Origin of the sequence: Pelosinus sp. sgz500959, assembly GCF_042610375.1 — a bacterium.
Classification (GTDB): Bacteria; Bacillota; Negativicutes; order DSM-13327; family DSM-13327; genus CTSoil-075.
The window spans coordinates 38,321-53,512 of the sequence record NZ_JBGJZL010000011.1; the positions used below are offsets into that span (position 1 = coordinate 38,321).

At 39.3% G+C, this 15,192-nt stretch carries 11 protein-coding genes and 6 tRNA genes; 3 read left to right on the forward strand and 14 right to left on the reverse strand.

Annotated features, from left to right (window positions below; translation table 11 throughout):
- Positions 1-220 precede the first annotated feature (220 nt).
- A tRNA-Gly gene (locus ACAN52_RS16580) sits at positions 221-295 on the reverse strand.
- A gap of 149 nt (positions 296-444) precedes the next feature.
- On the opposite strand from ACAN52_RS16580, the gene ACAN52_RS16585 reads away from it, so the two are divergent.
- The 3 genes from ACAN52_RS16585 to ACAN52_RS16595 all read left to right on the forward strand — a co-directional run bounded on the left by ACAN52_RS16585 (position 445) and on the right by ACAN52_RS16595 (position 4,129).
- Positions 445-1,698, forward strand: coding sequence for a radical SAM/SPASM domain-containing protein (locus ACAN52_RS16585; RefSeq protein ID WP_378956049.1), 1,254 nt, complete (start codon positions 445-447; stop codon positions 1,696-1,698).
- A gap of 23 nt (positions 1,699-1,721) precedes the next feature.
- Positions 1,722-1,991 carry a hypothetical protein gene (locus tag ACAN52_RS16590; protein WP_378956050.1) on the forward strand — a complete coding sequence of 90 codons (270 nt, stop codon included), beginning with the start codon at positions 1,722-1,724 and terminating at the stop codon, positions 1,989-1,991.
- A 293-nt stretch (positions 1,992-2,284) separates the two neighbouring features.
- Entirely contained in the window at positions 2,285-4,129 is a 1,845-nt protein-coding gene (locus tag ACAN52_RS16595) for an APC family permease (protein WP_378956052.1), read from the forward strand.
- Positions 4,130-4,250: 121 nt separating this feature from the next.
- Here the strand turns inward: ACAN52_RS16595 and ACAN52_RS16600 are convergent.
- The 13 genes from ACAN52_RS16600 to purC all read right to left on the reverse strand — a co-directional run bounded on the left by ACAN52_RS16600 (position 4,251) and on the right by purC (position 15,177).
- Positions 4,251-4,334, reverse strand: a tRNA-Leu gene (locus ACAN52_RS16600).
- Positions 4,335-4,347: 13 nt separating this feature from the next.
- Positions 4,348-4,423: transfer RNA gene (locus ACAN52_RS16605), tRNA-Lys, on the reverse strand.
- A 4-nt stretch (positions 4,424-4,427) separates the two neighbouring features.
- Positions 4,428-4,503 (reverse strand) — tRNA-Gln (locus ACAN52_RS16610).
- Positions 4,504-4,526: 23 nt separating this feature from the next.
- Positions 4,527-4,603, reverse strand: a tRNA-His gene (locus ACAN52_RS16615).
- A 270-nt stretch (positions 4,604-4,873) separates the two neighbouring features.
- Entirely contained in the window at positions 4,874-6,841 is a 1,968-nt protein-coding gene (locus ACAN52_RS16620) for a methyl-accepting chemotaxis protein (RefSeq protein ID WP_378956053.1), read from the reverse strand.
- Positions 6,842-7,135: 294 nt separating this feature from the next.
- Positions 7,136-7,212 (reverse strand) — tRNA-Arg (locus ACAN52_RS16625).
- Between the two features lie 83 nt (positions 7,213-7,295).
- Positions 7,296-8,210 (reverse strand): TIGR01777 family oxidoreductase, encoded by a 915-nt coding sequence (locus ACAN52_RS16630; RefSeq protein ID WP_378956054.1) that lies wholly within the window; start codon positions 8,208-8,210, stop codon positions 7,296-7,298.
- A gap of 236 nt (positions 8,211-8,446) precedes the next feature.
- The gene (gene purD, locus ACAN52_RS16635) at positions 8,447-9,718 is read right to left on the reverse strand and encodes a phosphoribosylamine--glycine ligase (RefSeq protein WP_378956055.1); all 1,272 of its coding nucleotides are present in this window, start codon (positions 9,716-9,718) and stop codon (positions 8,447-8,449) included.
- A 114-nt stretch (positions 9,719-9,832) separates the two neighbouring features.
- Positions 9,833-11,374, reverse strand: a complete 1,542-nt coding sequence (purH, locus tag ACAN52_RS16640; protein WP_378956056.1) for a bifunctional phosphoribosylaminoimidazolecarboxamide formyltransferase/IMP cyclohydrolase — start codon at positions 11,372-11,374, stop codon at positions 9,833-9,835.
- A 9-nt stretch (positions 11,375-11,383) separates the two neighbouring features.
- A complete protein-coding gene (purN, locus tag ACAN52_RS16645; RefSeq protein ID WP_378956057.1) occupies positions 11,384-11,998 on the reverse strand; it encodes a phosphoribosylglycinamide formyltransferase in 615 nt (204 codons plus the stop codon).
- Positions 11,991-13,040 (reverse strand): phosphoribosylformylglycinamidine cyclo-ligase, encoded by a 1,050-nt coding sequence (purM, locus tag ACAN52_RS16650; protein WP_378956059.1) that lies wholly within the window; start codon positions 13,038-13,040, stop codon positions 11,991-11,993. Before purM ends, purN begins: the two co-directional genes overlap by 8 nt.
- A complete protein-coding gene (gene purF / locus ACAN52_RS16655; protein ID WP_378956060.1) occupies positions 13,037-14,470 on the reverse strand; it encodes an amidophosphoribosyltransferase in 1,434 nt (477 codons plus the stop codon). Before purF ends, purM begins: the two co-directional genes overlap by 4 nt.
- Positions 14,467-15,177, reverse strand: coding sequence for a phosphoribosylaminoimidazolesuccinocarboxamide synthase (purC, locus tag ACAN52_RS16660; RefSeq protein WP_378956061.1), 711 nt, complete (start codon positions 15,175-15,177; stop codon positions 14,467-14,469). Before purC ends, purF begins: the two co-directional genes overlap by 4 nt.
- Positions 15,178-15,192: the final 15 nt, after the last annotated feature.

Here is a 15,192-nt window from a genome sequence, read left to right on the forward strand (position 1 = left end):
ATATCCTCCTATGTAATGAGTTAGCAAAATATTCTATACTGCCAACAAATATTTTTATCAGTTTCAACATATTTTTATGTTGTTTCTAATTATCCCCTCAATTTAGGCATTAAATACCCAAGCTTTATAATACCATAGCCCATATGATACCATAACTATTCCACAAAAACAAGATATATACAAAAAACCCAGCAATAACTGCCGAGTTCAATCTACTTCATGGAGCGGAAAAGGAGATTCGAACTTAGGGCCTTCGCCTTGGCAAGGCTATGCTCTACCGCTGAGCTATTTCCGCATGCTTGGTTCATTTTTAACAACATAAATAAGTATAGCTGTTGTCATTTTATTTGTCAACGTAATACCCAGACTTTTATTATTAAAAGTCACACCAAGCTAACACTTCTGCATATTATGTAATAAATCACCATAAAGGAGGCTAGATCGTTGTATTATCAGCTTCAAGATGACTGTAAATTGGTGAAAGGTGCTGCTCGAGCCGCAATTTATGATTTTAAAACTGGAAAAGTTCATTCAATTAATATGGATGCTGCTCAACTACTTGATGCCTGTCAGGATACTGCAATTGAAGATTTATGGAATCTAGATTCCCCTGACAATGATTATCTTATGGATTTTCTAAATAAACTATGTACTAAAGAACTAGGACATTTTTGCGATACTAAACCAAGTCCAGAATTACCTTTGCCATATTCACCAATAAAACTTGATTTTATTTGGTTTGAACTTACCTCCACTTGCAACAGCAAATGCCTACACTGTTATGCTGAGTGCAGCCCATCATGCCCACCTCCTGAGCAAGTACCTCATGACCGCTGGCTATCATTAATTGATGAGGCCAAACAAGCTGGTGCCACCTCAATCCAATTTATTGGCGGGGAACCTCTACTTTATCCAGCCTGGCGAGAACTAGTAATAAAAGCCCATAACCTTAATTATGACTATATTGAAATTTTTACAAATGGAACTTTAGTTGATGATGATTGTATCGACTTCTTTAAAAAATACAACGTAAGCATTGCAACAACTCTTTATGCCGATAATGCACAAATCCATGACAAAATCACATTACAACCAAATAGCTTCAATAAGACCATGACAACCATCAATAAACTTATAGATGCCAACATTCCTCTTCGAGTTGCTTCTATTATTATGAAAGATAATGAACATGAAGTGGAAAACATTATGAAACTCTATGAAAAATGGGGCATGAAGGATGCCTACCCTGACGTTGTTCGCCCTACTGGCAGAGGTGATGACCAGCATTTACAACCCCTACATTACAAGAAGCCTCCTATAAAGCCGCCATTTTACAGTGATGAATACTCTTTTTTTGATGCACATCATCACCATGGATGCCTGGCTGGTAAAGTTGCTGTTACAGCAACAGGAGATGTCATTCCATGTATTTTTGCAAGAAGCCAACTTTGTGGAAACATTTTAAAAAACTCCCTCGATGAAATACTTAGCGGGCAGTCTCTTACTCAGTGTTGGCAAACCACCAAAGATCTTATTAATCAATGTAAGGACTGCGAATATCGCTATGCATGCCCAGACTGTCGCCCTCTTGCTCAGAGTAACGACTCTGAAAAAAATTGGTTTGCACATCCTCAGTCTTGTTTCTACAATCCCTATACAGGTAAATGGAGCACTCCTCTTGTACCTGCGGAACTTTAAAATAACAAAAGGAGGTTTATATCATGTATTATGATGATTATGATCAAAGACCAAAATGGGATCGTCCCGAAATTGATGATTGGGATGATGATGATGATTTCTCGCGAGAATATACCAATGATTTAATCGGTTGCATGCCAACGAGTACTCCTTGCTGGCCACGCCAGTGTTGGCCTCGCCCATGTTGGCCACATCAATGTTCACCACGTCAATGCTGGCCTCGCAAACAGTGTTGGCCTCGCCCTTGTTCACCTCGTCTTTGCTCCCCTCACCACTGCTGGCCACGACGTTAACGTTTATCTCTCAACATTAAACACAAGCATGTTTTATTGGACACTGATCATTTTCAGTGTCTCTTTTTTCATTAAATATCCATTTTTTAAATTCAATTTTATTATGTTATAAAAATTTCGTAAAGAATGTATAAAGAATGTATAAATATTATAGATTCTTACTTCCATTCTCCTAGAAGCATTGTATAATGGATTTTATGTAAAATCACTTTTATTATTTTCTTTCCATTATATGTTTACGTTTTTTAGCAAATAATAAAGATAACCCCACTACACAAGGAGGCACATCCATTATGATGAAATTAGTCCGACGAATACTCATCGGCAGACCATTGCACAACCAAGAAATCAGCCACGAAAAACTCCCTAAGTGGAAAGCCTTAGCTATTTTTTCTTCAGATGCCTTATCATCTGTAGCCTATGGGCCAGAAGAAATTATGCTTATGCTAACACTTCCAGGAATTATAGCATATGGTTATCTAGCACCCATTTCAATTGCTATTCTACTTCTGCTCGCTATTGTAACGATTTCTTATGTCCAAGTAGCTAAAGTTAACCCTGGAGGCGGCGGATCTTATTCTGTAGCCATTAAGAATCTTGGCGAAATGCCAGCCTTAGTCGCTGCAGCTGCATTATTTGCGGATTATACCTTAACAGTCGCCGTGAGCGTTTGCGCCGGTACAGCAGCTATTTTATCAGCGTTTCCTGCATTGACCGTTCATGGAGTAGCAATCGATTTAGCTGTGCTATTTGGAATTTTAATGTTGGTCAACCTGCGCGGAGTACGCGAGGCTTCCACTGCCTTTGTTTATCCTACCTATGCTTTTATATTCGGCATCGTAGCATTAATTGGTACTGGAATATATCAATCTTTAACTCAACAAATGCCAATCATTCCTCCTGAATCCTTAGCTAAGCAATTTGATTGGACAATCGCCCTCCTCCTTTTACGCGCCTTTGCTAATGGCTGTAGTTCCATGACAGGAGTAGAAGCCTTGTCTAACGGTGTACCTATGTTCCGTTCACCCGAAGTACGTAACGCTTCGATAACGACCTATTGGATGTCAGGTATTCTTGGAGCCATGCTCCTTGGTATTTCTTTCTTAATTATGCATTTTCATATTTTACAAATTGAAGGTGTAACTGCTTTATCACAAATAGCTGAACTCACTTTCGGACGGAACTGGCTTTATTACTATATACAGATTACTACAATGTTAGTGTTATATTTAGCTGCAAATACTTCATTCAATGGTCTACCTTCTTTATTATCTTTACTTGCCACAGACGGTTATATGCCTCGTTATCTAGGTATTCGAGGTGAACGTCTAAGTTTCTCTAACGGTATTATATTATTAAGCACAATTGCTGGTTTGCTCATTTTTATTTATCAAGGCGATACAGAACATTTGATTTCACTCTATGCGATTGGCGTATTTTTATCATTTACCATTGCCCAAACAGGCATGGTCGTCCATTGGCGTCGGGAGAGGACACCTGGCTGGGGTGCACGTGCTGCCGTCAATGCAGTCGGCGCTACAGTCACGGGAATTGTTGTTCTTATTATCGGAATTACTAAATTTTCTCACGGCGCCTGGGCAGTCATTATTTTTATTCCATTTATGATTTTTATCTTTAAAAAAATTCGCTCTCATTATAACGATATGTCTGAACAACTTCACTTACCAGTTGAAGACTTTGATCCGACAACTGCTACTAATCTCAAAATAGGGCGAAATGTTGTTATTGTACCCATTGCAACCCCCACAAATATCGTAGCACAAACTTTAAAATATGCTAAAACAATTAGTAAAGATGTTGTTGCCTTACATATTGCTACCGACGAAGCAAGTGCTCTGCGAGTAGAAGAAAAATGGCATAATTGGAACCCTGGAGTAGAGTTAGTCACAATGTATTCCCCTTATCGCCTAGTCATTCAACCATTATTGAATTATATCAGTCAACTCGAACGCCAAAGAAAACCTGAAGATTTTATTACAATCTTAATTCCTGAATTCCAAACAAAAAAATGGTGGCATCGCTTACTTCATAACCAAACAGGTTGGGTACTTCGTACATTACTTATCCTTAGAGAAAACGTAATTGTGACTACTGTGCCTTTCCACCTGAAAAAATAATAGTCAAATAAAAATACGACTCATGTATGAGTCGTATTTTTATTTGACTATATGCCCTCTCACCATTCTCAGCAAAACAAAAAAGCTTTCAGAAGTTCATCTGAAAGCTTTGACTTTAATGTGGTGCGGGAAAGAGGACTTGAACCTCCACACCTTGCGGCGCCAGATCCTAAGTCTGGTGCGTCTGCCATTCCGCCATTCCCGCATATGAGATTAAATGGTGGCTCACCCGCGGCTCGAACGCGGGACACCCTGATTAAAAGTCAGGTGCTCTACCAACTGAGCTAGTGAACCGTAGTGGCAGGGGTAGCTGGACTCGAACCAACGCATACGGGAGTCAAAGTCCCGTGCCTTACCAACTTGGCTATACCCCTATTAGTTTTTGCTAGTTTTAAAATGGGGTGGCTGAAGGGGATCGAACCCTCGCAATAACGGAACCACAATCCGCCGTGTTGACCGCTTCACCACAGCCACCATTTTCTTAACATTCCCTAGCGACAAGATTTATTATATCATGTCTCTTATTTCGTGTCAAGTTTTTTTACTAACTTTTTTTCGCTTGTTACAAGCAATTTCTCAACTTGTTTTTGGCGACTTTGTTAGTATACCAAATTACTACTATATTAGCAACATCAAATTTAACCGTTTTCATAACTTTTTCATTAAATATTTCACTTTTTCTCTTTTTTTCGCCTTATTTCGCCTATTTATTTATTTATTTATTATACTATAATTATAATGATTTTATACTTTAAAATTACTTACAGCCTCTTGTAATTCACTAGACATCTTTGCCAAACTAGAAACAGCTGTAACAATTTCTTGTAAAGAAGCGTTTTGCTCTTGACTGGCAGCTGCAACTTCTTGTGAACTATCCGAATTCAACCGAGCTGAATCAGCAATCCCTCTTACTACCTGCTCAACTTGCGAACTCCCCATACACTGGTGTTCGACCAATCCTACAATTTTTTCTACACGTTGCCTCATATTCTTCACATCGACATAAATTTCTTCAAAAGCAATTTTTGAAGCGACAACGACTCGTACACCTTCAGCCACTTCTTTACCACTCTTGTCCATAGCTTCTACAGTTTGAGCCGTTTCACTTTGAATCGCACCAATAATTGCAGCAATTTCTTTAGCAGCGGTTTGCGATTGTTCCGCTAATTTTCGTACCTCATCTGCTACTACCGCAAATCCGCGTCCCTGTTCGCCAGCGCGCGCTGCTTCAATCGCAGCATTTAATGCCAATAGATTTGTTTGCCCTGCTATACCAGTAATCACTTCAACAATCTGACCAATTTGCCGTGATTTTTGACCAAGCACATCAATCATAATACCTGTTTGATTTACATCATCTTGAATATGATTCATCAAACTAACAGCGTGCTCCGCTTGTTTAATGCCATTTTCAGCCGATTGTTCACTTTTGTCTGATACCTCGGATACATCACGCGCTGCTTGTACAGTATCCAAGTTACAGCTATTCATACCTAAAATTACATTAGTCGATTCCTCAGATAAGCGCATCTGTGTAACAGCACTGTGAGCTACATTTTGAATCGTATGTGCAACCTCATCAGAAGCCCTGCCAACTTCAGTTGCTGCAGCTGTTAATTCTTCAGCCGATGCTGCCACTGATTCAGCCACAGTCGCAGTATGTGTAATAATTTTCCGCAAAGATTCGGTCATATGATTGACTCCCCGTACCAACTGATTCACTTCTAAAACACCTTCAGCTGTAAGAGTATGAGATAAGTCACCATCAGCAATGAGATCAACTGTTTCAACGACTTGTCGCAATGGATTGACAATGCCACGTGTTATATAGAAAGCTGTTATCGTCGCAAGTAAGATAGAAATAATTAAAATAGCAATTATAAGGTATGCAGCTGAAATTGCAGCATCAAATATTTCCGCCACTGGCTGATTGACGATAATTCCCCATTTATAGTTAGCAATCGGCGCAAAATCAGTTAATGTTTTATCACCACGAGTTGACACCGTTTCTACCCAGCCAGACTGTCCATTAATGACTTTTTGTACATAATCAATATTGGCAAAACTTTCTTTCTTTAGTACTTTATCATGATCTGGATGAGCAATAACAGTCCCTACATTATCAATAATTTCAATATAACCATTTTTCCCAACTTTAACATTTTCAGCAATACCTTTAAGAGACTGCAAACTAATATCAGCAGCAAACACACCAACAACTTGACCACTTGAATTTTTTATTGGAGTCGAAATCGTTATACAGGGTGCATTCGTGAAGGATGATATATATGCATCTGTAAAAAAAGTGTTCCCCTTTATTGCTTCTTTGAAATAAGGTCGATCACCACGATTTGCCAGATTCCCCGATGTCCTAGCAATTTGCATACCATTAGCATCCATTACGAAAATTAGCTCAAACTGAGGATTTTTTTGTTGCATTCCAATAATCATGTCCCGTATGGCAGCTCCATCCATAGAATGAGCCGTCGGTCCTAGTGCCAAGCCTTCTATCATCCCTTTAGAACCATTTAACATAATTTCAATTTGTTTCGCAACTTGTGCCGCCGTGTTACCGTTACTATGTACTGCCGCACTTTTAGTTGAAGTGATATTCATATAAATACTAATTGCCCCGCCAATCGCCGCAGGAATAAATGCGAATAAAATAAAACATAAAATCAGCTTTGCTTTTAAACTTTGTTGTTTTAACATAAAAGTCTCCTTCCCCTTTATACCGTTTTAAATCTATCTACCATTATCATACACTGCATTCACAATACTTCATAATACTTCTTTTATTTTCCGTTTTTTTTTGATTTTATTGACTCAATTATATAAAATTTTATTCAATTAGACGATAAAAAAAAAGACTCGGCTTACGCCAACTCATCTTATCTAATCCAAAGCTTTAATTATTCATCTTTAGAATCAAAAATTCAATATACCCTTTGATTAGCTAATACAAAAAAACACTTGAATATTCTTCAAGTGTTTACATTTATAAAGTGGTGACCCCGGCAGGATTCGAACCTGCGACCTCTTGATTCGTAGTCAAGCGCTCTATCCAGCTGGGCTACGGAGTCAGTAGTTGTTTTAACCACTTGTTTATTATAGGTGTTTTCAAAACCAATGTCAACATTTTTTTTTGTAATTTCTTATTATTAATTTATTTACGATAAATATCGACTAAAGTTTCTTCTAAATGAGGATATTGAAAGATATATCCTTCTTTCAACAAACGCTCAGGAAAGACTTTCTGTCCTTTCAGCAATACTTCTTGTGCCATTTCTCCAAAAAGAAGCCTTGCCATATAACTTGGAATACGCACACGACTTTTACTGCCAATGACCCTCCCCAACACCTCCATAAATTCTTTCATAGTGACAGCATAAGGCGTCGTCAGATTATAAACCCCCTGCCAATTATCACCCTCCAAAGATTGTATAATGATCTCAATCAGTTCTTTACGATGAATCCAAGACATCCATTGCTGCCCATCACCCAAATAGCCTCCCACACCGAAACGAAAGGGGAAAGCTACGCGTTGCAACATGCCACCATCACAATCTAATATATGGCCAAACCGCAAGCAGATCACTCGAACTCCTAAAGATTCTGCCTGCAGAGCCTCTCCTTCCCAACATCGACATACATCAGCCAAGAAATCATCACCGTTCTCACTTTTTTCCGTAAAAATCCGCGATGGATGAGTCCCATAATAACCGATTGCCGAGGCATTCACTAGAACCTTTGGGTAAGGCATCCCCTGCTCACGATTACGTCGAATGCTTCCTACAAGACAGCGAGTCATTTCTACTCGACTCGTTAAAATCCGATCGCGCACTTGCCTGTTCCAGCGATGACCAGCAATACTTTCACCAGCTAGATTAATGACTTGCGATACTCTCCCGATCAAATCTGGAGGAAATAATTCACCAACAGTCGGTATCGCAACTAAGGATCCTGAAGAATCTACGGCATGGCTACGTGAAACAATATAAGGTGTAAAGCCCTGTAATACGAGCCGATTCACTAATGCTTTTCCAACAAATCCAGTACCACCAGTTACCAGTATATTCATACTCACTTCTCCTTCCCTTTGCCTCTCACCAAGTCCTCAACCCAGACCTTACTCGTAACCTTAGAAAGTGTAATACTTTCTAATTACGTAAAAATAGGCACCTTAGATTAATATAACCTAGGTGCCGTTTCCTCTTGTTTTTCAATAAAACATATCCAAAAAGTACTTTATATACACTGTGCTCTTGGAAAAAGAATATTTTCAATATGAAGAGTTTCTCTATTTCATGATACTGCTTATTTTTTCATTGCACGATGTGCAATATCTTTTCGATAATGAACACCCTCAAACTGGATTTTACCAACTGCCTGATAAGCCTTATCGACAGCTTGCTTAAGATCTGAAGCAATGGCTGTAACACCTAAAACACGACCACCATTCGTCACGAATTGGTTATCATTAGAAAGGGCAGTACCAGCATGAAATACAGAAGCCCCTTGTTGTTTGGCTTCTTCAAGACCAGTCATCACATCACCTTTTTTATAAGTTCCAGGATATCCGCCTGCTGCCATTACAACACAAACGGCTGCTGCATCCTTCCATTTGATCTCAGTATCAGTTAATGTTCCATTGATACATGATACCATAATAGTGACCAAATCGCTATCTAATAAAGGTAATACGACTTGAGTTTCAGGATCACCAAAACGCGCATTGAATTCAATCACTTTTGGTCCATCAGCTGTTATAATAAGCCCCAAATACAAACAACCACAATAAGGAGAACCTTCATTCACCATCGCATCAACTGTAGGTTGTAGAATTTCACGCATAACTTGCTCACTAATACTTGCAGTAACCACTGGTGCTGGTGCATATGCGCCCATACCACCAGTATTAGGCCCTTGATCATGATCATAAACTCTTTTATGATCTTGAGCTGCCACCATCGGTACGATTGTTTTTCCATCAGTAAAGGTAAGTATGGAGGCTTCTTCACCGACTAAAAATTCTTCAATGACAACCTGACTACCTGCTTGTCCAAAAACATTGTCACACATGATCATATCCACCGCTTCTAGAGCCTCATCAAGAGTCATAGCAACCACTACACCTTTACCAGCAGCTAAACCATCTGCTTTAACCACCACAGGTGCACCTTGTTTCTTGATATATTGTTTTGCGGACTCTGCGTCTGTAAATACGGCGAAAGCAGCAGTGGGGATATTATATTTTTCCATTAAATATTTTGCGAAAGCTTTTGAACCTTCAATACGAGCAGCACTTTGTGTTGGTCCAAAAATTTTAAGACCGTTCTCTGTAAAAATATCAACGATACCGTTTGCTAAAGGTACTTCAGGCCCTACGACCGTAAGACCAATCTCATTTTTTTGAGCAAATTCCAGAAGAGCTGAATTATCATTGATATCAACCGAAACACACTGAGCCATCTCAGCAATACCCGGATTTCCTGGGGCACAGTAAATTTTTGTAACCTGTTGACTTTCCTTTAACTTTGATACTAGTGCATGCTCACGTCCACCGCTACCGATCACCAATATATTCACTAAACATCCACCTCTCAAATAAATTTAGAGGGCCAAATCGCCCCCTGACTACTCACTTATTAACCTTAGAATCAGGCTTAATTTTTTTATATCAATTAAGCCTGATCCTAATTTTTAATGTTTAAAATGTCGAATGCCAGTAAACACCATCGCAATACCATGTTCATCAGCAGCTTGAATGGATTCTTCATCTCGCATGGAACCGCCTGGTTGAATAATAGCAGTAATACCAGCTTTTGCAGCAACATCTACCGTATCACGGAAAGGAAGGAAAGCATCAGAAGACATGACTGCACCCTGTGTTTTTTCTCCAGCTTGTTGTAAAGCAATCGCAGCTGCTCCCACCCGATTCATCTGTCCAGCTCCAACACCAAGTGTCTGATGATCACCTGCGACAATGATCGCATTCGATTTTACATGCTTAACCACTTTCCATGCCAACATTAATTGTTCCCATTCTTCAGGGCTCGGTTGACGTTTTGTGACAACTTTCATATCTTCAGATGATTCAATTGACACATCGCGTTCTTGTATCAGCATACCACCTGAGACAGTTTTTATATCGACTTGCTTACAACCACTCTGTAATTTATCAGCAACTAACAACCTAATATTTTGTTTTTTGCTCAGAATCGCTAAAGCGTCTTCACTAAAACTTGGAGCAATCACTGCCTCAATAAAGATTTTACTAATTTGCACAGCGGTTACTACATCCACTTCACGATTAAGACCAATAATACCACCAAATGCCGATACAGGGTCAGCCTGATAAGCCTTTTCATAAGCTTCAGACAAAGTATGACCAATTCCTGTACCACAAGGATTAGTATGCTTTATAATAGCTGCCGCTGGTTCATCGAACTCAGCTACAATACTGTAAGCAGATTCTACATCTACAATATTATTAAAAGATAATTCCTTACCATGCAGTTGACGAGCATTGGCTACGCCAGATCCTGTAAAATGTTTTTCCCTATAAAAAGCTGCTTGCTGTTGAGGATTTTCACCATAACGCAAAGGTTGTACTTTTTCATATACTAAATGTACGGTATCAGCAAACTGACCTTCCCCTAGCTGCCCAGCTAAATACCCTGCAATGCAAGCATCATATTCTGCTGTATGATTAAAAGCTTCTTTTGCAAGAGCCATTCTGAATCCATCGGAAATAGTACCGCCCTCAGCTAATTGAAGTAAAATATCATTATATCTTGCTGGATTTACAACAACAGTAACATATTTAAAATTTTTGGAAGCAGCCCGAATCATAGCCGGTCCACCAATATCAATATTTTCAACTGCATCTTCCAGAGAAACATCAGGTTTTTCGATTGTCTGACGGAAAGGATACAGATTGACAACAACCATATCTATTCCAGTAATATTGTGTTTCTCCATCGCCTCAACGTGAGCAGCATTATCACGGATCGCTAAAATTCCACCATGAATATATGGATTAAGAGTTTTTACTCTCCCATCCATAATCTCTGGAAAACCAGTTACTTCACTCACATATTTAACAGGTATACCCGCTTCTCTCAGCGTCTTCATCGTACCGCCTGTAGAAATAATCTCTACACCATAATTATGAAGTTCTTTAGCAAATTCAACAACACCAGTTTTATCAGAAACACTAATTAGTGCACGTTTTATATTCATTGAGACTCCTCATCCTTCGATAATTTTTACATTCCGACCTTCAATACACAGACGTTGCTCACAATATAAACCAATCGCCTTGGAATATAATGCATGCTCTACTTTAATGATACGTTCAGCCAAACGATCAGCCGTATCGTCAGCGAGCACTGCCACTGCTTGTTGCATAATAATCGGCCCCGTATCTACACCTTCATCGACAAAATGAATTGTACAACCAGAAACTTTAGCACCATACGCCAATACCTGTTCATGAGCATGTAATCCTGGAAAAGCAGGTAATAAAGATGGGTGAATATTCATAATACGTCCCGAAAATAAACCAATAAAATATCCACTTAAAATACGCATGAAACCTGCTAACACAACCAATTTCACTTCATGATTAACAAGTTCTGCAGCGATAGCCGCCTCAAACTCTTGCTTAGTAGCAAAGTTTTTTCGTTCAACGCATACCGCTGGAATCCCAGCGGCAGAGGCAATTTCTAACACTTTGGCAGTCGGATGATCACTAATGACCACCCCAATCTTAGCATGAATCTGGCCCGAATGAATGTTATTTAAAATGACTTGCATATTGCTGCCTCGCCCTGAGGCTAATATACCGAGTACTGTTTCACTCACCGAAGATGCCACCTTTCAGCACTGCCTCCCGTGGTCCATCAGTCACATGACCAATGACATAGGAAACTTCTCCCCGTGCTGTTAGGTCTTCTTGAATGGCACTCACTTCGGACTGAGGAACAACCAAAATCATCCCAATCCCCATATTAAAAGTGCGGTACATTTCTGGCCACGCAACATTGCCCCACTGCTGCACTAATCCAAAGATTTCTGGTTTAGGCCAAGCTTCTGTATTGACTTCTACACCACAGCCTTCTGGCAGCACCCGAGGAATATTTTCATAGAATCCACCACCAGTAATATGAACCATACCTCGTATATCAAATTTCTCAATTAAAGGTAAACAGGCTTTTGGATATAATTTAGTTGGTACTAATAATTCATCACCTAACGTTTTACCTAATTCCGGAATTTGCTGATCAATTGTAAATCCCTTTACATCAAAACAAATTTTACGCACTAAAGAATAACCATTCGAGTGCAATCCACTTGACGGCAGACCAATCAAAACATCACCAGGTTGTATTTTTTCACCAGTGATCAACTTAGAACGTTCCGCTACGCCAACAGCAAAACCACCAATGTCATATTCTCCATTTTTATAGAAACTAGCCATTTCGGCTGTCTCACCACCAATGAGTGAACAACCTGACTCTAGGCAGGCTCCCGCTATACCACTAACAATCGCAGCAACTTTTTCAGGTTCTAATTTACCGACAGCCAAATAGTCAAGGAAAAATAAAGGTTCCGCTCCTTGTACTAAAATATCATTCACGCACATAGCAACAGCATCTTGACCAATGGTATCATGCTTATCTGCCATGAAAGCAACACACAACTTCGTACCTACACCATCAGTGCCAGATACAAGAACTGGCTGACGATATTTCCCAGTATTAAGAGCAAATAGACCACCAAAACCACCAATATCACCAAGTACTTCTGGGCGGTAGGTAGAACGTACATGTTTTTTCATTAAGTCAACAGCTTTATTGCCGGCATCAATATCTACACCAGCTTCACGATATGTCAATTGGCTCATCGAGGGGCCCCCTGTTCAAAAACATATTTTCCATTTTCGCTTGTTTGTTCGCAAGGCTTGCTGCCTGGATATTTAGAATTGAAACAGGCATAGCACATATTTTGATATTTAGCCTTGGTCACAGATTTAGCTAGTCCTTCAATTGAAAGATAGTGCAAGGAATCGGCACCGATAAACTGTCTAATTTCTTCCTCGTTTTTGGAAGCAGCAATCAACTCTTTGCGCACTGAGGTATCAATACCATAGTAGCAAGGATACATGATTGGTGGTGAACTCACACACATATGCACTGCAGTTGCTCCTGCATCCTTAATCATGCGCACAATTTTACCGCTGGTTGTACCACGCACAATGGAATCATCGACCATAATGACCGATTTTCCTTTAACGATAGATTTAACAGCATTTAACTTGATCTTAACGCTTAAATCTCTTTCTTTTTGATCAGGTTGAATAAACGTACGTCCAATATAACGATTTTTAATCAATCCTTCAGCAAAAGGAATCCCTGACTCTTGGCTAAATCCTAGAGCAGCGGTCGTTCCGGAATCAGGTACAGAAATAACAATATCAGCGGTAAGACCACTCTCACGAGCTAATTCTCTCCCCATTTCAAGCCTGGCTTGATACACACTTTGACCATCAATGACACTATCAGGTCTAGCAAAGTAAATATATTCAAAGATGCACAATGCCTCTCGGCCTTTTTCTCCAAAATGATAGGATTCGATACCATGATCATCAATCACTACCATTTCACCTGGTTCTACATCCCGCACAAATTCAGCAGCAACTGTATCAAGTGCACAGGATTCTGATGATATCACATAACCGCCACCACTGAGTTTACCAATACACAAAGGACGAAGCCCATTAGGATCACGCACTCCAATTAATTTTTCTTCAGTCATGACAACTAAACAATAAGCACCTTCGATTTTTGATAAACTTTCAATCACTTTTTCTTCTAATGTTGCTTTTCTTGATCGAGCAATCAGGTTAACGATCACTTCACTATCAATGGAAGTCTGAAAGATACTCCCCTCTTCCTCCATTTGATTCCGCAATCGTCCTGCATTTGTCAAATTTCCATTATGAGCCAAACTAATATGACCACCAGAATACTTAACCTTTAAAGGTTGAGTATTCATTAACGCACTAGAACCGGTTGTGGAATAACGTACATGACCAATCGCAATGTATTGTCCTGGCAAATCGGGCAATTGATGGCGAAAAACTTCGTTCACAAGCCCCATCCCCCGAGACACATCCATCCATGATCCATCTGTTACTGCAATGCCTGCACTTTCTTGACCACGATGTTGTAAGGCATACAAACCCCAATAGGTATTTTTAGCTACATTATCCTGACGCGAATAAATCCCGAAAACACCGCATTCGTCATGCATCTTATCATAATCCAGAATCATGCCTTTTCTCCTGTTAAACGATATAATACTTCTTTATAGGCCTCCTCAACATTTCCAAGGTCACGACGGAATCTATCTTTGTCCATTTTTTCGCCTGTTTCACTATCCCAAAAACGGCAAGTATCTGGAGAAATTTCATCACCAAGTAAGACTTCACCTTTATGCACACCAAATTCTAATTTAAAGTCAATGAGTTCTAATTTTTTAGTTTTTAAGTAATTAGTCAACACTTCATTTATTTTAAGAGCATATTCTTCCATTATTTTCACTTGTTCTTCTGTCGCGAGTCCCATCATTTTGATGTGATAGTTATTAATTAAAGGATCACCAAGATCATCGTTCTTATAGTACATTTCAAGAACAGTCTGAGGAAGTTTTGTACCTTCTTCCCAACCAATGCGTTTAGCCAAGCTACCTGCTGCAATATTACGAACTACGACTTCTACTGGTAAAATTTCTAATGATTTTACTAACATTTCACGCGGACTTGGCATGCTAATAAAATGGTGAGGAATACCGTGTTCACTGAGTAAATTAAAAAAGAATGTAGAAATTTTATTATTGAGTACACCTTTGCTTTCAATTGTTCCTTTTTTCTCACCATTAAAAGCTGTTGCATCGTCTTTGAAATATACCAATAATTCACCGTCAACGTCAGTTTTATATACCCTCTTTGCTTTTCCTTCATACATAGGTTGTTTTTCCATGTTCAAACGCCTCCT